Origin of the sequence: Lysinibacillus sp. NPDC093190 (assembly GCF_050280425.1) — a bacterium.
Taxonomy (GTDB): Bacteria; Bacillota; Bacilli; order Bacillales_A; family Planococcaceae; genus Lysinibacillus.
Genome location: NZ_JBNNVG010000021.1, coordinates 74,173 through 95,952, shown reverse-complemented (window position 1 = coordinate 95,952; position 21,780 = coordinate 74,173). Strand labels below are relative to the sequence as shown.

19 protein-coding genes and 2 pseudogenes are annotated in these 21,780 nt (G+C 33.7%); 7 read left to right on the top strand and 14 right to left on the bottom strand.

Annotated features, from left to right (window positions below; all coding sequences use genetic code 11):
• Window positions 1-45 precede the first annotated feature (45 nt).
• The 3 genes from qoxB to qoxD are packed head-to-tail and all read left to right on the top strand — an operon-like array spanning window position 46 to window position 2,874.
• The gene (gene qoxB, locus ACQKOF_RS16645; protein WP_370042427.1) at window positions 46-1,992 is read left to right on the top strand and encodes a cytochrome aa3 quinol oxidase subunit I; all 1,947 of its coding nucleotides are present in this window, start codon (window positions 46-48) and stop codon (window positions 1,990-1,992) included.
• Window positions 1,992-2,588, top strand: coding sequence for a cytochrome aa3 quinol oxidase subunit III (qoxC, locus tag ACQKOF_RS16640; RefSeq protein WP_370042428.1), 597 nt, complete (start codon window positions 1,992-1,994; stop codon window positions 2,586-2,588). Before qoxB ends, qoxC begins: the two co-directional genes overlap by 1 nt.
• 1 nt (window position 2,589) lies before the next feature.
• Window positions 2,590-2,874, top strand: a complete 285-nt coding sequence (gene qoxD, locus ACQKOF_RS16635) for a cytochrome aa3 quinol oxidase subunit IV (RefSeq protein WP_370042430.1) — start codon at window positions 2,590-2,592, stop codon at window positions 2,872-2,874.
• 148 nt (window positions 2,875-3,022) lie between these two features.
• On the opposite strand, the gene ACQKOF_RS16630 is transcribed toward qoxD, so the two are convergent.
• The 6 genes and pseudogenes from ACQKOF_RS16630 to ACQKOF_RS16605 all read right to left on the bottom strand — a co-directional run bounded on the left by ACQKOF_RS16630 (window position 3,023) and on the right by ACQKOF_RS16605 (window position 7,226).
• Complete coding sequence (locus tag ACQKOF_RS16630) at window positions 3,023-3,418, bottom strand: DUF6930 domain-containing protein (RefSeq protein WP_427559288.1); 396 nt, start codon at window positions 3,416-3,418, stop codon at window positions 3,023-3,025.
• Window positions 3,419-3,557: 139 nt separating this feature from the next.
• Window positions 3,558-3,749 (bottom strand): annotated as a pseudogene (locus tag ACQKOF_RS16625) (type I restriction-modification system subunit M N-terminal domain-containing protein); the annotation flags it as partial.
• 169 nt (window positions 3,750-3,918) lie between these two features.
• The gene (locus tag ACQKOF_RS16620; RefSeq protein WP_427559279.1) at window positions 3,919-5,046 is read right to left on the bottom strand and encodes an SAVED domain-containing protein; all 1,128 of its coding nucleotides are present in this window, start codon (window positions 5,044-5,046) and stop codon (window positions 3,919-3,921) included.
• Between the two features lie 19 nt (window positions 5,047-5,065).
• A complete protein-coding gene (locus ACQKOF_RS16615; protein ID WP_427559277.1) occupies window positions 5,066-5,512 on the bottom strand; it encodes a hypothetical protein in 447 nt (148 codons plus the stop codon).
• Complete coding sequence (locus ACQKOF_RS16610) at window positions 5,502-6,629, bottom strand: SMODS domain-containing nucleotidyltransferase (RefSeq protein WP_427559274.1); 1,128 nt, start codon at window positions 6,627-6,629, stop codon at window positions 5,502-5,504. Before ACQKOF_RS16610 ends, ACQKOF_RS16615 begins: the two co-directional genes overlap by 11 nt.
• Before the next feature lie 330 nt (window positions 6,630-6,959).
• Window positions 6,960-7,226: a hypothetical protein gene (locus ACQKOF_RS16605; protein WP_427559271.1), complete on the bottom strand. Its 267-nt coding sequence runs from the start codon at window positions 7,224-7,226 to the stop codon at window positions 6,960-6,962.
• Window positions 7,227-11,309: 4,083 nt separating this feature from the next.
• Between ACQKOF_RS16605 and ACQKOF_RS16600 the strand changes: the two genes are divergently transcribed.
• Both ACQKOF_RS16600 and ACQKOF_RS16595 read left to right on the top strand, forming a co-directional pair.
• Complete coding sequence (locus ACQKOF_RS16600) at window positions 11,310-11,693, top strand: helix-turn-helix domain-containing protein (RefSeq protein ID WP_427559269.1); 384 nt, start codon at window positions 11,310-11,312, stop codon at window positions 11,691-11,693.
• Between the two features lie 34 nt (window positions 11,694-11,727).
• Complete coding sequence (locus ACQKOF_RS16595; protein WP_427559267.1) at window positions 11,728-12,897, top strand: tyrosine-type recombinase/integrase; 1,170 nt, start codon at window positions 11,728-11,730, stop codon at window positions 12,895-12,897.
• A gap of 206 nt (window positions 12,898-13,103) precedes the next feature.
• On the opposite strand, the pseudogene ACQKOF_RS16590 reads toward ACQKOF_RS16595, so the two are convergent.
• From ACQKOF_RS16590 to ACQKOF_RS16555, 8 genes and pseudogenes are all read right to left on the bottom strand, one after another.
• Window positions 13,104-13,358, bottom strand: a pseudogene (locus tag ACQKOF_RS16590) (glutamine-hydrolyzing GMP synthase); the annotation flags it as partial.
• Between the two features lie 87 nt (window positions 13,359-13,445).
• Complete coding sequence (locus tag ACQKOF_RS16585; protein ID WP_427559265.1) at window positions 13,446-15,248, bottom strand: ATP-dependent nuclease; 1,803 nt, start codon at window positions 15,246-15,248, stop codon at window positions 13,446-13,448.
• 379 nt (window positions 15,249-15,627) lie between these two features.
• The gene (locus tag ACQKOF_RS16580; protein ID WP_427559262.1) at window positions 15,628-16,215 is read right to left on the bottom strand and encodes a hypothetical protein; all 588 of its coding nucleotides are present in this window, start codon (window positions 16,213-16,215) and stop codon (window positions 15,628-15,630) included.
• A 78-nt stretch (window positions 16,216-16,293) separates the two neighbouring features.
• On the bottom strand, window positions 16,294-16,869 hold the full coding sequence (locus ACQKOF_RS16575) for a recombinase family protein (protein ID WP_427559259.1): 576 nt from the start codon (window positions 16,867-16,869) through the stop codon (window positions 16,294-16,296).
• Between the two features lie 829 nt (window positions 16,870-17,698).
• Entirely contained in the window at window positions 17,699-17,980 is a 282-nt protein-coding gene (locus ACQKOF_RS16570; protein WP_427559257.1) for a hypothetical protein, read from the bottom strand.
• A gap of 215 nt (window positions 17,981-18,195) precedes the next feature.
• Window positions 18,196-18,537, bottom strand: coding sequence for a hypothetical protein (locus ACQKOF_RS16565; RefSeq protein WP_016994790.1), 342 nt, complete (start codon window positions 18,535-18,537; stop codon window positions 18,196-18,198).
• Between the two features lie 596 nt (window positions 18,538-19,133).
• Window positions 19,134-19,256: a hypothetical protein gene (locus tag ACQKOF_RS16560; protein ID WP_016994791.1), complete on the bottom strand. Its 123-nt coding sequence runs from the start codon at window positions 19,254-19,256 to the stop codon at window positions 19,134-19,136.
• Between the two features lie 75 nt (window positions 19,257-19,331).
• Window positions 19,332-19,928, bottom strand: coding sequence for a restriction endonuclease (locus tag ACQKOF_RS16555; protein ID WP_427559254.1), 597 nt, complete (start codon window positions 19,926-19,928; stop codon window positions 19,332-19,334).
• An 868-nt stretch (window positions 19,929-20,796) separates the two neighbouring features.
• On the opposite strand from ACQKOF_RS16555, the gene ACQKOF_RS16550 reads away from it, so the two are divergent.
• Window positions 20,797-20,970, top strand: coding sequence for a hypothetical protein (locus ACQKOF_RS16550; RefSeq protein WP_427559252.1), 174 nt, complete (start codon window positions 20,797-20,799; stop codon window positions 20,968-20,970).
• A 51-nt stretch (window positions 20,971-21,021) separates the two neighbouring features.
• On the top strand, window positions 21,022-21,690 hold the full coding sequence (locus ACQKOF_RS16545; protein ID WP_427559250.1) for a site-specific integrase: 669 nt from the start codon (window positions 21,022-21,024) through the stop codon (window positions 21,688-21,690).
• Window positions 21,691-21,780: the final 90 nt, after the last annotated feature.

The window sequence follows — 21,780 nt, the reverse complement described above, 5'->3', positions numbered from 1 at the left end:
TTCCACTATTTTACTATAGAACTCTTGAAAGGAGTATTAATCGTTATGGAATTCTTTGAACGATTTGCTATACCTCATCCAAGTGCTGCGATTTACGGATCAATGGTTGCCATTGCACTAACGATTATAGCAATCATTGTCGGATTAACTTTTTTTAAAAAATGGGGCTATTTATGGCGTGAATGGTTAACGACAGTTGATCATAAGCGAATTGGGATTATGTATTTAATCTCTGCATTACTAATGCTTTTCCGCGGTGGAGCAGATGCGATTATGATTCGTGCTCAACTAGCTGTACCTGATAATAAATTACTTGATGCTCAGCACTATAATGAAGTATTCACTACTCATGGGACTGTGATGATCATCTTTATGGCAATGCCCTTCATTATGGCATTTATGAACTTCGTTGTACCATTACAAATCGGGGCTCGTGACGTAGCTTTCCCAAGGTTAAACGCATTAAGTTTTTGGTTATTCTTTATGGGGGCAATGCTCCTAAACATTTCCTTTGTCATTGGTGGTTCACCTGATTCAGGTTGGACAAATTACTTCCCTCTAGCGAATAACGATTATAGCCAATCAGTAGGTACTAACTATTATTTATTCGCTCTACAAATTTCTGGATTGGGCACATTAATGACTGGTATTAACATGATCGCAACGATTCTTAAAATGCGAGCACCTGGTATGACATTAATGAAAATGCCAATGTTTACATGGTCTGCTTTAGTAGCTAATGTTATTATCGTTTTCGCTTTTCCTGTATTAACAGTAGCACTTGCTATGGGGACTATGGACCGCTTATTTGGAACTAACTTCTTCTCAACAACAAGTGGTGGTATGGATATGCTTTGGGCCAATTTCTTCTGGGTCTGGGGACATCCTGAAGTATATATTCTAGTGTTACCAGCGTTCGGTATTTACAGTGAAATTATCTCCACCTTTTCTAAGAGAAACCTTTATGGATATAAATCTATGGTTGGCTCAATGGTGATTATCTCCTTCCTATCATTTTTAGTATGGACGCACCATTTCTTTACGATGGGACAAGGAGCTTTAACAAACAGTGTCTTCTCTATTACAACAATGGCGATAGCCGTTCCAACAGGAGTTAAGCTTTTCAACTGGTTATTTACACTTTGGAAAGGAAAAATCGAATTCACGACTCCAATGCTCTATTCATTACTATTTATCCCCACTTTTACAATTGGTGGAGTAACCGGAGTTATGCTCGGAATGTCAGCTGCTGACTATCAATATCATAATACGATGTTTCTAGTGGCTCATTTCCATATGGTTATTATTCCTGGTGTTGTATTCGGTATGTTAGCCGGTTTACATTACTATTGGCCAAAAATGTTTGGCTTTATATTAAATGAAAAAATCGGAAAATTGACAGCTTGGATTATCGCTATTAGTACGCTTGTGGCGTTTATGCCAATGTTCTTCTCAGGTCTCGATGGACAAGCACGTCGTATGTACACATACACTGAAGAAACTGGTTTTGGCATATGGAATATGATTTCGTTTGTAGGTGCAATTGGCCTAGCAATTGGATTTGCCTTAATCGCCTATAACGTTTACTACAGTATTCGTTACGCATCAAGAGATATTGGCTCAGATCCATGGGATTCACGTTCACTAGAGTGGGCTACGCCAAATCCTGTACCTCATTATAACTTTGCTATTTTACCGCATGTTAACTCTACTGAAGCTTTCTGGGATTCAAAGTATAATAATCATGTTTTATTCCCAGATAAATATGAAGAAATTCATATGCCAAATAACAGCGGTGTCCCATTTATATTAAGCTGTATTTTCTTTGCTTGGGGCTTTTCTTTTGTATTCGGAATGTGGATTCCAACGATCATCACTACCATTGGGATATTTATATGTATGGCTTTACGTTCTTTAGAAAAAGATCACGGACATTACGTATCTGTAGAAGAAGTAATAAAAACAGAAACGCAATTGCGAGGTGCTAAATAATGAAGATTGATAAAACACTTCCACTCGAATATAGTACACAACAGAATCAATTAAACATTCTCGGTTTTTGGATTTTCCTAGGCGCCGAAATTATGCTTTTTGGAACGCTCTTTGCAGGTTACTTCGTTTTATTTAATCGTGTTGGTAACGGTCCAACTGGGGCAGAGATTTTCGAACTCGCGCCTGTCCTATTTGAAACATTTATACTCCTAACAAGTAGCTTTACGATCGGGTTAGGAATACATGCCATGCGACATGAAAACAAGAAGGCCATGATTACATTCTTCGTGATCACACTACTTCTTGGTCTAGCATTTATAGGTTTTGAAGTTGCTGAGTTTGCTCACTACATTCATATTGGTGCAGGACTACAAACAAGTGCTTTCACAGCTATATTACTAACAACACTAGGAACTCATGGAGGTCACGTAACATTCGGTGTATTCTGGGGATTCCTTATTGTCCTACAACTAATAAAACGTGGACTGACTCCACAAACAGCTAATAAAGCTTTTATTTTCTCCCTATATTGGCACTTCTTAGATGTCGTTTGGATCTTTATATTCAGCTTCATTTACTTGAAAGGAATGGTATAAAATGAGCAATTTATTCCCTCTTAAACAAGTAATAGGTTTTGCACTTTCAATAATCCTAACTTTAATCGCAGTTAGTGTTTATTTTCTGGATGTATCCTTTCCCATTATTATGACGATTTTACTTGTCACAGCATTTATTCAGGCAACCCTTCAACTGATTGTGTTTATGCACGCAAGTGAAACGAAGGATAAAGGAGCAATCTTTACAAACATTTACTATGCTTTAATTATTGCCCTTGTTACAGTATTCGGGACAATATTATGTATGGTTTGGGGATATTTATAATATCATTATATAAGCAGACAAATACTCTGATAGAAGTATTTGTCTGCTTTATTACATACGAAATTAATTAATAAATTATATATTTGTGTACCTTTTATCTGTTCAAGTAAAAGTAAATTTACTATATAATGTTGAGAAAATATTTGCGCTATTCTCCAAATAAATTCATTGGTACGGTTTTCAAAAATTCTCTCACTTCTCGAATGCCAGGAAGTTCACTTTCTACAAGCTCCACCCCGACAATTTTTGCTAGTGGCTGAAGCATCGGTCTTAATTCTTTAGAGACAAATATTTTACTTGGTCTTACCTCTAAGCCTTGTAAAAATGCCCATAACATGCCTTGTGCAATTGGTGGCGTTTTAGGCATAGAAAGCATTTCGTGTTCAATAACTAAATTGCTTCCTCGTTCAACAAGCATACCAGAAATCGGATAAACAGTGCGGTTCGTTTCTTCCGACTCTACGCCAAAAGGCATATAAAATAAATCATATTCTAATTGTAATGCACTTTTAGGTTTTTTCTTATATTTTGCTTTTTCAAACATTGAAATTTCCTCGTAGCACTCATACGTTGGCTTCGTCATATTTATTTGCAAAATATAGATTTCTTGTAACTCACCATCCATTTGCACTTTAAACGTTGGATATTGATGTGCAGCTAGCTGCGGATATTCCCAGTCATATAGCATCGTGTTTAACCGTTTTTATTTTTTCTAGAACTTCCTTTTTGGTTGGTTCTAGTAAAGAGTCGAAACGACGTAAAACACTTAACGGTAATATAACATCACGATATTCCTCTTTCTTATATGGACCTCGCAATATTTCTGCGTTTTTCCATATAAAATTTACAAATTCATTATTTTGTAATTGATTCATTGATATAGGACACCTCATTAAATTATTTTTTTACGTGTATTTTTAGTTTCTATACAATTGTAACCCATTCCTCTATCTCTTACATACATGAAAAGTTGTAACTATTGATATTCCTAATATTTGATAGAAAAAGGTCAAAAAGCAATGATAGCTTTCTGACCTTGAATATTTATTTCCCGATAGAAAATGCATATTGGAATCCGCCGATTTTTTTATTTTCATCGTATAATGATAGTGGTAAATCAGCTTTGGACATCCAGACTCGTCCTAATTCAACTGCTGTTGAGACTGATGTGGCAGGGAATATGTGAATAACACTGTCCTCACCATGTATTAATTTAATCTTATTAAAAAGTCCCCTCATTAATACACGAAATTGACGTAATTGATTCTTCCCCTTTAAAAAATCAGGATTTGGTGAAGGGATTGTTATGGTCCAAATCGATGTATCTCCACCGATTACATTTGTAATACGACTGTTATCAATTGTTGCACTAAGAGACAAGTTTATTGCAACCTTCTTATGAATTTCAATAGGTTCAATAACTTCGTATTCAAAACCATCGTATTCATCTCGCCACTTCCAAGTTTGTGGTTCCCTTCCTAATTGATAAACCTCTGCAGGATAAAGATCGGATATCAATGTTCCTAATAAAATAAGTAAAGGTTGTGGAGCTAATGCAAAAACCGATAAATGTTTATTTTCACTTGACTCCAACTTCCCTTTCACTTTATCCCTAAATTGATTCTTTAGTTGTTCGCTTTCGATTGTCCAGTAAACAGCTTGATTGTCGTAGAAAGAGCTATTTTTTAGACTTAGTTCAATCGCGTGGTTTTCGTCTGGATATCGATTTGGTAACATTGCAAAGGTCGTGTCTTTCCAATTAAGCGGGGTTGTATGTTCACCGATATTTCCTCCATATAAGAGGACATGACTTTTCATATTCTCGGTAATTGAAGTTACCAACTCAATTCTTTCTTCATGTTTTTTCTTCATCTTACAAAGTCTCTCTACAGGATGACCATCTACATCCTGTTTATCTATTAATCTATGATGATCGTCACACATTAACATTAAATTTGTTATATCTGAGGCAAGTTGTTCTGAAAGCGTTTCATGTCCTCTTGGACCTCTTGGTTTATCGGCAATAATATGTGCTATATATGCCGTGTTAAACTCACATTGAGTTAATGAATCTAACCATAACGGTTTATTACATCCTTCGTATTGACATCTACCAGCTGCTTTACCCCATAACCTCATTTTTACACTCTCAGGAATATACGATACTGACAAATTAACACCCCTTTAAAGTTTATATATACTTCTTCCCTTTTTTTTTATTCGGATGTTCCCCTCCGCCCAGCCATTCACCTGTTACATGCCACAATTCATAGTAATATAACCACAGTGAAGTCCAAGGTACGATTGTTTTTGAAATCAACTTTTCTTTAGTCCATTCTTTCTTTTTTGGTCGAAAAAGACACAACTTATTCCCTGGATACACATGGGGTATAGACTCATCGTTTCTTTTTACAAGCTCAGGAGAAAGTACCGTTACATCTGGTTGATCCATCCCCAAAGAATAAACAATACGAACTGTATATTTTTCGCTTAATGGTGTCGGTTGAAGGTCGCCTGTCCATGTCACAACATTTTTATCCCAATCTGCAATAAAATCAGGAAAATCATTTTTCATTGCAACGATTTGTTCAGCTAGTGGTAAAAATAACTTTTTATATGGAATTTTCTTAATCGCCATAAAACGTGTTTCTTTCTATAGCAACTGCTTTTTCTGTTGTTGCTGCGACCAGTAAACCTGAACCAATTACTGCAAGTCCTTTATTATTTCTTGATTTTTCTATATGTGCGGCTTGTTCCTTGAATGCTTGGCTCGTTACATTCTCACCGAACATTTGCTTTAATTTGTCAGCAATTTCATTTAACCCCTGTAACTCGTTCAATTGCTCCCAGTTAACCTTGAAATCTCGAATAAATGTTACAAATGAACGATATAATTCAGGTTTTCCGTCCCATCTTTCACTCAAATCTTCTTTTTTGTTACTTGGATTCAATACAACTAATCTTTTATTACTTTGTGAAATTAAGACTGTTATCTCATTTAAAACGTGTGTTAGTGTCTCGTTAACGGAAGCTTGTCCTTCATAAACTTGTCCAGCAAGCGTTGTTAAAACGATACTGATTGGTGCTGAATCAGCGTCTTTTTCAAAATAAATATCTCGATAACGCTTGATTAATTGAACAGCCCTTTTAAGCGGAGCTTTTCTTTCAACACTTTCATCATTAGGTAATGGTTCAATATCAGCTCGAACTTCAAAGGATTTTTCCATTATAATAGAACGATCATTTAACCAAGCAGTATAGCCTTTCGGGTTACTATCTTTCCAATCTTCTGCTTTACGATCTGGAACCTTTACGCATGTATCTGGACCTGGGTTTGCAGGGTGTGCTGGTAGTATGTCCATGTGAAACTCATTTGCGTAATTAAGACGAATACAACGATTTTTCCGTTCTACCTTTTCCTTATATATCTCATTATCTTTTAACCGTTGTTCAATCGTATTTAACAACTCAATAGGGTCTTTTCCATGATAAGACTCGTCAATTTCACACACCAAATCTAGATCGTATTCCTGCCTAGCTAGTGGTTTAACAGTTGTACTAATACTTAATGAGCCTTGAGGATAGATGTTTATCTCTGCCCCTTCAAATAAATCTCCATCTTTTGAAAGCCAAGTTCCAACTGCTTTATAACGCTCCTCTGCAAGCCGCCTCTGCGTTTTACTAATTTGCAACTTTTCACCGACACGCTGTAATAAATCATCTACTAAATCACTTTTCCCGAAGTTTTTAACCATAGATAATTCCTTTCTTTTTTAAATTTTTTCACTGAGTAACAATAGGAAAACATGTTCTTATCTGGATTATATTACACTACATATTGAAAAGTCAAAAAACATCAAACACAATATATAGAAAAGTTTTGTTTTTTTTTTTTTATCTTCTATATTAAAAATAAGCCTAGAATTATTCTCTAAGCTCACTTTTTAGTAGATTCATATTCTATTACCCTAAGTGAAATGTACCTTTTCACCTCATTTGAAACTGTCGGTCTAAGCCCCGCTTTTCTGTAAATTTTCCATTCGACGATTGGCTCTCCCGCATCTTTTAACTTTTCGAGGCACCATTCAACACGTCTTTTTTTTTGTTTCTAAATGAAATGTTGCGGATCGATTAAATTCATCATGCTTGATGAGATTGATTTGATCAATATTTTTACGAGCTTTTAAATGTGCTTTCATTCGATTTTTAAAATATACAGTTTCTCCAATGTAAGCCTCTTTGTTGCCGTTCAGCACATAAATGACTGGGTAATTTAAATATTGTTCTGTGTTTCTTATTTGATTAATACTATCTTGCTTAAACGGCAAAGATAGTATTTCAATTGCTGTCATTTTTTCACCTACTTATGATTTTTCCCAGTAAAACAGGTATTCAAATTTTACTAGAAAATGATTCCTATGCAGTGTGTATTAAGTCACTACGCATCCAGTTACTACTTTAATAATAACAAAGCAGCAATGGTAATATCTACCAGATAAAAAACTTCTGAAATAGTAATAGGTGCCCTTTCTACTTTAATATACTCGTTTAGCTTTATTACAAGAATTTGCGGCTACTAGCTCTTTTATATTCATCAATTGTAATTACGGAGAATTGAAATCATGCCCGTAAATCACTAAACCCTCTAAAACTGTAACGTGGCTATCACAGTTCAGATGAACAACCTTCAATAGCACCATTTCCCTTAGGTGTAAGCGATTGGTTAGGGGGATATTGCCGAAGCAATTATGCCCTTCAACCCTTGATACTAAAGGATTTACAATAAAAAAAATGAAATATTTTTTTCAACTTTTTTTCGAAATTTTTTTCAGAATTTAAACTCTAATTAGGCTAAAACCCTTGGAGGAATCAAATAATAGTTTTTTCAGTCGAATCCTTCCATTGCTAATTAATTCCCTTTGTCCTGGAGGAATTATACAATAGTTTTTCTAGTCAATTTCTTCCAACGATAACTCCCTCTATTTATATAAACGCTGTATATCTTATATCAATTTCATATAAATGCAGCTTGAATATTCAAGAAACCCCTATGTCTTTTTTGATATAAGTTGTATAGATGTTATATAACTTATATTGTTTTTTGCATAAGTTATATAATTGTTATATAACTTTTTTTGCATTATTTTGCTCTGTATGAGCTTTTTCATTGGAAGAATCTAATTGTAGTTTTTTCGGTCATTCTCTTCCTCTTAAATTTCCTTTAAACTTATATAACAGTTATATATAAGTTATATAAGTGTTGTATAAATGTTATATAACTTATGTCCTTTTTCATATAAATGTGGCATTAATATCCGAGAAACACCCTATGACTTTTTCAATATAAGTTATATATATGTTGTATAAATGTTATATAAATGTTGTATAACTTATATCCTTTTCTATATAAATGTGGATCTAATACCCAATAAACACCCTATGCCTTTTTCTATATAAGTTGTATAAATGTTATATAACTATTTGGCAGTATAAAATCAAAATACTATTAATTAAAAGGAAATTGGTATTTAAACCTCAAATGTGGCTACTGGATCGAAAGTTTTTATAGTCCCTATTTTGTTTGCAATTATTGGCTTTAAGTAAAGGCTGGCACATTACATTTATGTCTAAAATATGACAACTGTGTACAACAAATTCCTATATGTGTGCACACACTCGTTTTTCCCTTCGAACTAGAGGCAGGTATTAGTGTACATACGTCCGTGTGTAAGCCTACTTGTGTCGGATCACTACAAGCGAGCTTTACGGATTACTCTCGCTCCAAGCACACTTATACCATTTCGTTTACTAGCACGCCCCATGAAATATAAAAACACTGTTAATTAAATAGAAAAAGCATTTAAACCTCAAGTGTAGCTGCTGATCTGAATGCTCTTATAGCCCTATTTTTTTGCAATTATTGGCTTTTAATTTAGTTGCCTTTAATACAGGCACATTTTAACTGTGTCCGAAATGTGACAACTGTGTACAACAAATTCCTATATGTGTGCACACACTCGTTTTTCCCTTCGAACTAGAGGCAGGTATTAGTGTACATACGTCCGTGTGTAAGCCTACTTGTGTCGGATCACTACAAGCGAGCTTTACGGATTACTCTCGCTCCAAGCACACTTATACCATTTCGTTTACTAGCACGCCCCATGAAATATAAAAACACTGTTAATTAAATAGAAAAAGCATTTAAACCTCAAGTGTAGCTGCTGATCTGAATGCTCTTATAGCCCTATTTTTTTGCAATTATTGGCTTTTAATTTAGTTGCCTTTAATACAGGCACATTTTAACTGTGTCCGAAATGTGACAACTGTGTACAACAAATTCCTATATGTGTGCACACACTCGTTTTTCCCTTCGAACTAGAGGCAGGTTTTAGTTTACATACGTCCGTGTGTAAGCCTACTTATTGTCGGATCACTACTGGCGAGCATTACGGATTGCTCTCGCTCCGAGCACGCTTATGCCATTTTGTTTACTAGCACGTACCACGGAATATCAAAACACTGTTAATTTAAAAAAGTATTTAAACCTCAAATGTAGCTGCTGATCTGAATGCTCTTATAGCCCCTATTTGTTTGAAATTATTGGCTTTTAATTTAGTTGGTCTTACTTCAGGTACATTAAATTTGTGTCTAAAATGTGACAACCATGTACAACAAATTCCTATATGTGTGCACGCACTCGTTTCCCCCTTCGAACTAGAGGCAGGTATTGGTGTACATTCGTGCGTGCGTAAGCCTACTGTTATCGGATTACTACATGCGAGCTTTACGATTACTCTCGCTCCAAGCACGCTTATGCCATTTTGTTTACTAGCACGTACCATGAAATATCAATACACTGTTAATTTAAAAAAGCATTTAAACCTCCAATGTAGCTGCTGATTCGAACGTTCTTATATCCCCTATTCGTTTAAAATTATTGGCTTATGATTTAGTTGCCTTTAATATAGGCATGTTCTAGTTGTGTCTAAAATGTGACAACCGTGTACAACAAATTCCTATATGTGTGCACGCACTCGTTTCCCCCTTCGAACTAGAGGCAGGTATTGATGTACATACGTCCGTGCGTAAACCTACCTGTTATCGTATTACTACAAGCGAGTTTTACGGATTACTCTTGCTCAGAGCACGCTTATGCCATTTCGTTTACTAGCAGTACCACGGAATATCAAAACACTGTTAATTAAAAAGAAAAAGGCATTTTGACCTCAGATTTAACTGCTGACCTAAGTATCCTTATAGCCCCTATTTGTTTGAAATTATTAGCTTAGGGTTTATTTGGCTTTACGGCAGGAATGCCACAATTGCGTTTAAAATGTGACAACTGTGTACAACAAATTCCTATATGTGTACGCATTCGTTTCCTCCTTCGAACTAGAAGCAGGTATTGGCGTACATTCGTGCGTGCGTAAGCCTACTTATTGTCGGATTACTACAAGCGAGCTTTACAGATTACATTCGCTCCAAGCCGGCTAATACCATTACGTTTACTAGCACGTATCAAGGAATATAAAAACACTGTTAATTAAAAGAAATTGGTATTTAGACCTCATTTGATGCAAGTCTTCCCCTAAGATTTAAGAATTACTTTCATTACTTCAAATCGTTTAGAGTCGACTTTCTTATACTTAATATGACATTTTGTGTCGGTTCCAATCCTAAAATACAAAATAAACATCTCTCTGTAATCCTTCTCCTCAAATCTAAAATTTCCAATCAAACAACATAGCTATGTAATTCAAATGTTTAGAAGTAAACAATTTAATTATCTTAATTCTGGTTTGTCGTACTTAGAATGCTGATGAATAGCTGATTCTATGTATCCGACACTTTTTCATGAATATTCATTTCTGCAATTATATAGAGTGTCGTAGCTATACTTCAGCTAGCTTCACATCTCATAACTGACAATCCGATGTGTCCGACACTTTTTCGAGAATTTTCATTTCTGCAATTGTATAGAGTGTCGTAGCTATACTTCAGCTGGCTTCACATCTTATAACCGACAATCAGACGTGTTCGACACTTTTTTATGAATATTCATTTCTGCAAGTGTGTAGAGTGTCGTAGCTATACTTCAGCTAGCTTCACATCTTATAACTGACAATCCGATGTGTTCGACACTTTTTTATGAATATTCATTTCTGCAAGTGTATACAGTGTCGTAGCTATACTTCAGCTGGCTTCACATCTTATAACTGACAATCGGATGTGTTCGGCACTTTTTTATGAATATTCATTTCTGCAAATGTATACAGTGTCGTAGCTATACTTCAGCTGGCTTCACACCTTATAACTGACAATCGGATATGTTCGACACTTTTTTATGAATATTCATTTCTGCAAGTGTATAGCATGTGGTAGCAATTCTTTACTGACTTAATAACACTTACCATCTATTACGGAGGAATAAACAAATGGAACAAACTATTGAAAAATCAATCGAAGAAAAAATTGAAAGCCTAATTACACAAAGCCTTGAAAAAATCCTTGAAAAAAATATTGAATTAATCCTTGATACAAAGCTTGATTCTTACCTTGGAAAAAAGCTTGGATTTTCTTCTGATAAAAACCTTGAAAAAATCTTTGAAAAAAAACTTGGTGAAACAATTGGACAGCATAATGAGCAGCATGCAGCTAAAGAATGGCTAAACGTTCAGGAAACTTGCGACTATATAGGAATTTCCTACAAAGGCTTACAAAAGCTTATTGATCAAGGGCTTAAATTTATTTCAATTGGTCGTAGCAAGCGATTCTCCAAAACGGAAATCAATCACTTTTTAAAAAATGTACAAGCATAAAAAATAATGGAAAACACAAAAGGAGATCATTCTAATGACAACAATGGACAAAGCAGTTAAAGAATATATGAAAAGAGGCGTTCCTCACTATATGGTGAAAATGTATGGGGGTATCGATCCTTATACGAAAAAGCAAATCGACATTACAAAGCGTGGTTTTAAAACAAAAACTGAAGCAAAAACTTTTTATGCTCAAAAGCAAGCGGAAATGCTACAACGAAATGATACTGACAATCCAAACCTTACATTTGAGCAATTCTATCATTCTTACTATGAAAAATACCTTCAAAATTGTTCCCTCGAAAAAAGTACTTTAGGGAAAATTAAAGGTATTTTCAAAAACCACATCCTACCTTTTTACGGAGATTTAAAGCTTAAAAGTATTTCTTACCAAGATACTTTGCGGTCTTTTGAAGTATGGAAAGAAAAATTACAAAAACCGTCAAAGGTAGCAATCGAACTAAATAAATGCTTAGAACAAGCTGTCCATAACGATTTCATTCTGAAAAATCCCGTTAAACTTGATGGTTTACGATTATGGGAAAAAAAAGAAGAAAGAAAGAGAGACAATGCACAAGGTGATAAACTGTTCTATACATCAGATGAAATAGATTTATTTATTCAAAAGCTAAAAACAACAGATGATATTTCAAAAATTGTAAGTTTCCTCTTGCTTGTAAATTTAGGCTTACGCAAAGGAGAGCTTCTTGCACTGCAATGGCAAGATATTAATTTTCAAAATAAAAAAATCCATATTCATCAAGCCATTGGTACAGATGAATCGAATAAGCCTTATATTAAAGCTACGAAGAACTTTTTAGAAAGAACACTTGATATTGATGAGGAAACTTTCCAAGCATTATTAAAATGGCAGGAGCTCCAAGCAGAGCAATTAAAGTGGCAAAGTCTTGAGCATCAAGGCGATAAGCAGTTTATCTTCCCAAACAATAAAAATACTTTTTATAATAACAGCAAGTTAAATGCCTGGTTAAAAAAGTTCCAAACTCAACATGGCTTAAAACTCGTTTCAGTTCATGGCTTACGTCACTCTTGTGCTACCCGTATCTATTATCAAACGAATGATGTAAAATTCATTCAACATTTCTTAGGTCACACAGACATAACAACAACGATAGATACGTATATTCATTGCATTCCTGAATTAGGCAGTATATTAGTAAAACGATTTAATCGTACTGCATAAATGATCATTAGTTGAATATCAATTCGTGCCAAAGTACATTTGTATTTTGGCACTTTTTCTTTCTCTTTTTTTAACAGGTATTCGCAATATGTATAGAAATACTTAAAACTAACCCTTTTATATATACATTAATTATAAAAAAAGCTTGGCAGAAACCCTATTAGATAAGGCTCTACCAGGCTTTTTACATTTTTATTAATTTATCTTCACTCAATTGTCTCACTTGTTGCTGGTGGCTTAGAAGCGATGTCATGCAGTACGTGATTAATGCCTTGTACTTCGTTGACCAAACGTACAGAGATTTTTTCTAGGATGTCGTAAGGGATACTTGCCCAGTCAGAAGTCCTGCCGTCAATTGATGTAAAGCTGCGGATACTAATTGCGTAGTCGTACGTACTGCCATCGCCCATTTCACCTACCGAACGGATGTCAGGTAATACGCAGAAATATTTCCAAATGTCTAATTTATGTTAAAAGTGAAATTCAAATTTTTAGTAATTTTAACATTTAAATAATAGTATTTTTTTATTAGCAAACAATATAATATCTTATTTTACTGCAACTGCTGTGCCATTATAATGATCTAAATCCCAATATTCATTACCGATTAATCCATTTGTATTTATATAGCCTAATACCTTTTCTTCCAATTCTCCAATCGACGAGTATTCCAATTCACAATCAGTAACAGCTGGATCGCCGTAAGCATAAAATAAAAACTTCACAAACTTTTTCACTTCTGCATTTGTACCAGTCTTCATTTCTGTATTAAAAAATTTCCAAGCTTCGTAAGGTTTCGATTTCTTACCTTCAGTTTTCAAAAACTCCCCTTCGAAATTCGGAACAGAAGCAAACATTTTAATATCTATTCCTTTATCAATTCCCTTTTTTGCTTCCTCTATAATTTTATAATTATTTGTCCACGCACCATTTTTAACTTTAGTAGATGTGCCACTAATTGTTTTCATCACAGTTGGATTATCTGCATCATGTAATATTTTATATGGAACTTTAAAATGATTTAATATTTTTGATACGGTTACTATATTGGCTTTACCTATACAGTTTAAAATGTGAATGTCTTTAAATTCATTTAATTCTTGTTGTAATAATTTAATTACACTAAACTCCGTTTCCCCTTCCACTAATAAATTGGTTTTGGCAAAGAACAATTCATTAAAATTCGGATTACAGTAGTTCAGCATTTTTAAATTTTCTTTTTCCTCATCACTAAAACTCACGCTATCAGTAGAAAAAGTTTTAACGGTACGATTGCCGCTTGTTTCTTTCTCAATTCTTATAATTGTCGTGTGATCTTTAGTTAAATCAATGAACAAGGGGGAATGCGTTGTCGTCATCACTTGCCAACCTTCAATATCTGCAATAGAGTATAACGCTTCTCTAGCTTCTCTTATAGCACTAGGGTGCAAAAATGCTTCAGGTTCTTCAATTAATAAGATTTTTGGTATTTCTGATTGAACAAATACCTTACCTTTTTTGTACTTACCAGTTTCCGCCAACATTTTTAGTGCAGACCATAAAAAAGTTCTTTGTAGTCCTGTACCATGTTGAGATAAAGGTAAATTTTGAATTACTTCACCCGATTCATCAGCTTTTCCCAATCTAATTACGCTACCTGCACTTACTAACTTTTCTGCCTCTAGGTTACCTGGATTAATATCAATTTGAACATTATTATATTCTGGGAAGACCTTTTTTAATTGATCCGCTATTTTAGTAGTTGTAGTAGAAATTTCTTCTGAAATATTGCCCTTTATTTTATCTGTCAAAGCCTCTACCACTTCAATAAGTTGTTGAATTTCTTCATGATCATCTGCAATATTCGCCTTAATTGTTTCATTTATAATTGCTAAAATTTTTGTTTGCAAACTTAAAGGATCTTCTAATGGTGAAATTTTTATAGGGTGAGGTATTTTACTCATTAAAATACTTTCAAATCCACCTATACTTTTCGCAATAAAGTCACCTTCACTAGGAGAGTAAGAATATTTTACCCTTTTCTTACCTACCTCCTCCCAAACAAATTTTACTTTTATACAATTTTCATATCCACTATCCGGATCATTGTGAATCCATTCTTTTCCGATACCTATGCCTTCAGGAACATTAATAAATACACCTTTAATCGTTGGAAGATTTGTTGTATCTTCATTAAAAAAATCTTTTTCAGTCAAAACCGTTGTACTATCTGCAAAGGCCTCATACGCTGATAAAATGGTTGTTTTCCCCACATTATTATTACCTAACAACGCTACTATATTGTCTATTTTAATCTTAATTGGTTCAGCTATACCTTTAAAATTTTCTATCTCTATTTCTGCTAATTTCACTAAATATCACTCTCCATAAGACTTATTTTCCATCCTTTACTTATTAGTCTATATTAATGGATTATCCTTCTAATTTTTTAAAATTGTCATATTTAATTAAAATTATCATAATAGATTGTTCACAAAAATTTCCCAAAATACTTCTTATATTTTCCAAGGACTAGGTGGGAAATATACTTCCCCCCTCTCCCCCTGCGAATATAGACAGCAAAAAGAAGAGGTTTAATATTTCTCATTTTTTATTCTTTTTAAATCAAACTATTCATGATGTTGCTGCCATCGCAAAAGGCGATGTTGATATTAATACATCAACTATGACAGCTGTTGTAGTAACGCAGTTTGAACTTTTCCAAGGTACCTTGGGTAATATGAATTACATTCAATCAAGTTTGATATGCAAAAAAAAAGAACGCATTAAGCGTTCAATTAGTCCACCATATAGGGGATTAGGATGTCTATTCGGTTTTTGTGAATAGATTTTCATTGAGGGTGTTCCAGGATGACTAAATATTTTTGAAATAATTGTTAATTCCCCTTTATATGACTTATTATACTCATGATAATATAATCCTCTTGCTATAGATTCGAATGAGTGATTTAGCTTATGATTATCTACATTAATCCATAGTACAGGTAACTCTTTATCTTTAATTTTAAGAACTTCCCTTTCTTCAATGTCAAATAATTTACTATTTCTTTTCACACTCCTATCAATTTTAGTTTGTGTTTGTACATAAGCTAAACTATTATTTCCAACTTTCCCCGATAAAGTTACCATTAAATATTCATCTAAATTTGATTTTCTCATATTATGTTCATCACATGATGGTACAGTAATTAATCGCTCTCTAAAGCTTATATTAAACAATGGTTTCACATCTTTATCTTCTGGGAACAAACATTTAGATGGAACATGCTCCACTGACGTTGCTTCCTTTTCACACCAATAACATTTTTTTTCGCCCAAAATCTCACCTGCTATTCTCTTATAATAAATATCACAATCAAAATAATATTTAATTGCATAGATTGATTTTACAATATTTCACATAAACCTTCCCTCATTAATTATTTTATACACAGTAGCTCTACCAATCCCATACTCCTTAGCAATATCAATTGCACTTTCACCAGCTTCAAATAAAGCTCTTACCTGTTTCTTTTTCTTTTCATCAATAGCTGGTCGTCCTCCAACTCGACCACGTTTCCTTGCACTCTCTAGCCCTGCCTTAGTTCTTTGTTGAATAATATCTCGTTCAAATTCAGCAAATACAGCTAACATACCAAACATTGCTTTACCTGTTGGAGTAGTTGTATCAAATGCATCATTAATTGAAACAAACTCTACGCCCTTCTCATTTAATTCACCTGTTAATGTAAATAACTCTTTCGTGCTTCTAGCTAAACGATCTAATTTAAACACAACAAATAAATCTCCATTAGTTGCGGCTTTCATCGCATATTCAAGTTCAACACGCATTTCTTTACGACTAGAAATCTTTTCTACATACATGATTAGTTCTAATCCTTTTTCTTTAGCATATTTTTCAATTGCTTGCTCCTGCATATCTATATTTTGATCTTCCGTACTAACACGACAATATCCTATTACTCGTCCCATTTCCGACACCACTTTCTATAAACTTATACGTTTTACACACACTTGATAATAGACGAGTTTATAGACGAAAACAACAAAAAAAGGAAGCATAAACGTTAATTTATGCTCCGTCTTCAAATTGTCTATTTAACAATGGTTTTATAGACATTTATTTCGTAATTGAAATGTGAGCCATATCGCAACCGAAATACTAGATCATTCTGGTAGATAAGATTATCGAGACAGCAAGTTTACTGGTAGGTTTTACACGGATTCTTTGCGGGCCTAATTCACGTTTAAAAGGCGTAGTAAAAATGTTACTTAACATACATTTTACTAGGGATAAATCACACATACTTGAGAACATCAAAATTAATAATTCAATTCAAATTGTTTAGATAAAAATCAAAAATCATGCTATAATTTGGTGTGAATTGATTATAAATAAGACTGTTTAGTGGTGGTACACCAAGCAATCTTAGCAATAAGCAGAATCGATTCAAAGGCGATTAGCGAGTAAAAAGTAAAAAAATAAACCACTACTCAGCTTTGGGGGCGAGGGCGGTTTATTTTTTTAGTAATAGCAAATGACAATGCAATTACAGATACGATAAGTGTTGAAAAGCGTATAGCCATCATCATTGCTTCGCCCTTACCAACAGCTAACACTTCGCGATTCTACAATACTAATGTCCGAACGATTAATACACATGTAAAATGAAGGGGGAAAGCGGTAGCCAGTATGTAATCATAAAAAAGCTTACCAATCTTATATGACCAATAAGCATGAGATGAATTCAGATGGATAAGTTTGTTATTAAAGTTAATTCCCGATTCAACTGAAAGCCATTTAGTCAACGACCTCAAATTGCACCGTTTCAAAATTTAGCTCCATTGGAATGTAATGCGATACAATCATCATTAATGGGAATGCCAGCGTCACTGTATACGCATATACGTGTATGAATTGTAGCGGATCAACCTGTGCATATGTCACCATCACCCAATGAGCGAGCACATATGGAACATAGAAAACGATAAAAAAGTATGCTAAGCATCTTGCGGTTTGTTGCATACTCGAATAAAAGCCTGATGCAATATATAATAATATGTCTCTTGTTTCTTCTTTCATAATACAATCACCTCCATAATATCTAATGTTTCCTCTATTATATTATAAAAGTGGTGTACTGCGATATTCTCTAATACACCATCAGACATGTTTTTAATTGTTTAGAAAGTAACTTTATACTATAGCTTAAACAGCAGCATACACCCTTCGTATTTATTCATGTATTAAATCTCCCCTACCCATTTTGAGCAAAAAAAGAGATGCAAAATTTGCATCTACTCTATTTTTCGCCAATCAATAATCTCAATCATTGCATTTGAAAGCTGATTGTACAAGATTAACCAATTTCCAGCGATATTTAATTGAATCAATATTTCACCGTTAATATTTTCTCGAAATACAAGAACAATAATAGAAAGTTCTTTATTTTCGTAACGCTCTAATACCCCAGCTTTCACCATGTAGTCATTAAAATAGCATTCTACGTATTGTTTTTCATCTAGCTGAGCGTCTAGTAGCGTTCGTATCGTCTGAGCCACATGCTTGTACAGCTTATGTGTATTGAATTCGTCTTGTAGTGCTACTGCTAAATCGTGCTTAATTTGCTGTGCTAGCAAAGAATCGCTCCTTTCATAACGTGTTCGTATTATCATTCTACATGCTTTGAATCGCGATATTCAATTGGTATGTAAATAAACTAGATTGCCGTATATATTAAACGTTCTCCACAAGACAAATAGGAAAAAAAGAGGGTTTTTAATCTTTTTTATTTTACCTGGGGTACAGACAACAAAACGGAAAAATTGTACGTATAGTTACAGCCGACCAACACTAGAAAACATAAAATACAGAAAATAAAGAAAAACGAATGTTCGTTTTGTGGTATATTATTAGTGCTTCAAAGGCGATTAGCGAGAAAAGTAAACCACTATTCAACTTGGAGGGAGAGGGCGGTTTACCTTTTTAGTGAAAGTGACTACGGATGATAGAACATCCGTAGTTTTTTATGCTTAATTTAAATCGAAGGCATGAGAGTTGCGGTTACTCCATGCAAAAAGCACTCACAGATTTGATTTTTAGAGAGTTTTACAAGGAGTTCTGTCAGATTTATATGGATTTATATCGTTAAGCAAAGAAAAGTACCCAAACGATGCTTTGGGCACTTTGTTTTGTAAGTAAATGTTATCCTTTATTTCGAAGCTTACTAATTGAGCTATTTTCGTTCAAGCAGAGCAATCGCCTTATCAATTTTCTTAATCGTTTTATCAAATCCATGATTAGTTACTTTGGTGTGAGGCTGTGTAGATTTTCTCTTTGTTGTACGTTTCAAGCCCATGTTTGTCCCTCCTGTATAGCTTTTTCATTAAAATTCTTCTTTAAGACAAGGTTGGGTCAATTTTGAAGGTTGTTTTTATAACTTAAACTTTAAAACCAGTTCAGCAGCTTTTAAACGGATTGAATCATCTTTGCTATTTAATAAATCTTTAATAACATCAATGGCATCCGTTTCTAATGCTGTTACTTCTGTAATTGTCCCATTAATTAGTTGTTCGATTAACTGGGCATGTTTAGTTAAATCAGCAACAGCCCCAGGGTATCTTAGTGATCCTCTTAATTCGTCAGGTAATTCTGACCGAAGAATTGATTGTTTATTTAACAGCCACTTTACTTTACGTTGATGAGGATAGCCTAGTCCTTCTATGTTTTTATCAACTGTCTTGTCGTAGATATAATCTGATTCAATTTCCGCAAAATAGATATCCTTTTTATTTGTAGAAGGAACAACTACTACGTCTCCAATACTCATTCCCTTTACTAAAGAATGTAGATTACCAATTCCTTCTTCCATATCGTTCTTACTTAAAATGGTACGCATATCGTTAAAACTAAAGTCAGATAAATCTTCACCTACAGGATAGCCTACTGCAATAAAATTAGTTTTTAAAAAATTTTCAAGATGATCTGTGCCATGAGGTAAGGGTCTTAATAGCCAATAATGTTTATTCATATACATCACTCCTAAATAATTTGTGAACACATGTGTTAATCATATTTAAACACTTGTGTTCACATGTGTCAACAAATTAATTTTGTGTTAAAGCATTTTAAAAAATAGTATTTATACAAATCCGTACAAAAAAACGTTCCCAAATGCAAGTTTTGGGATACAAAGGAACACTTAAAACGTTGTCACATCAATGTTTTAAGAGTTTTTTTATATTCCAATCAAATACACCTTTTTATGCAGGATCGTTTGAACTTAGATACAACAAAGCTTTCAATGCTATTCAAAAGAAATTACACGGGAACATATTTTGAATAAAATCTTGCATATACAGCCGATTCCTTAACGTTAAAAATCATCATTTATAGCTGCGTTTAATAAATCTTTATTCCAAGTCAACAAGAGAAGTGTATAGGTTGCATTCTATTCTTCTGCCGATAAATCAAATGCTTTCTCACTATGTACTTTAGGTACTGTGATGCATGCTCCTTCCAACTAAACACCCTTTATGGAATTTATGCGTGCAAGATCTAATTATAGAAATATACAATTCCCATTACTTAAGATGATATTTTTGTCTGTTTGAACTCTAAATTACATAACGAACAATTCTCCATACCCCCCCTCTCTTCGAATCTAAAATTTCCAATTATACAACATAGCTACCTAATTTAAATGTTCAGAAGTAAACAATTTTAATTATCTTAATCCAAGCATCTGTCCGACTTAGTTAGCTTATAAACAGCTGATTTGATATATACGGCACTTTTTTTCGAATTTTCTTTTCTGCAAGTGTGTATAGTATCGTATTACTGCTCTAGCAAGCTCCATGGTTTATAACACTTACTATCTATTACGGAGGAACAAACAAATGAAAAACTTAATTACACACAGCCTTAAAAAAAACATCGAAACAAAGCTTGAATTTACGCTTGATAACAACATTGAAGAAATTTTTGAAAAATGCTTATTGATCAAGGGCGTAACGGTAATTCAATTCGTCGCAGCAAGCGATTCTCCAAAAATGAAATCAATCACTTTTTAACCAATGTACAAGAATAAAAAATAATAGAAAACACAAAAGGAGATTACTTTAATGACAACAATGGACAAAGCTGTTAAAGGTACAAAAAATCAAATTGGAAAATTAATCTATACCTCAGATGAATCGGACGAATTTATTCAAAAGTTGAAAGCAACAAATGATATATCAAAAATCGCAAGTTTTCTCTTGCTTATAAATTTAGGCTTACGCAAAAGTGAGCTTCTTGCACTGCAATGGCAAGATATTGATCTTCAAAACAAAACAATCCGTATTCATCAAGCCATCGGTTGGGATGAATTGAATAAGCCTTATATTAAAGTTACGAAGAACTATTATGAAAGAACGCTTGATATTGATGATGAAACTTTGCAAGTATTATTTAAATGGCAGGAGCTCCAAGCAGAGCAATTAAAGTTGCAAAATATTGAGCATAAAGGCAATAAACAATTTATCTTCACAAACAATAAAAATACTTTTTACAACAACTCTAATTTAAATCGTTGGTTAAAAAAATTCCAAACTCACCATGGCTTAAAGCTTGTTTCTGTTCACGGCTTACGTCACACTTGTGCTATTCGCATGTTTTACCAAAAAAAAGATATTAAATTTATCCAACACTTCTTAGGTCACACAAATATAACAACAACGATAGATATGTATATTCATTGCATCCCTGAATTAGGAAATATATTAGTAAAGTCATTTAATCAAACTATATAAATGATTGTTAATTGAATCTCAATCCGTGCCAAAGTACATTTGTATTTTGGCACTTGTTCTTACTCAATTTTTAACAGGTTTTCACAATAA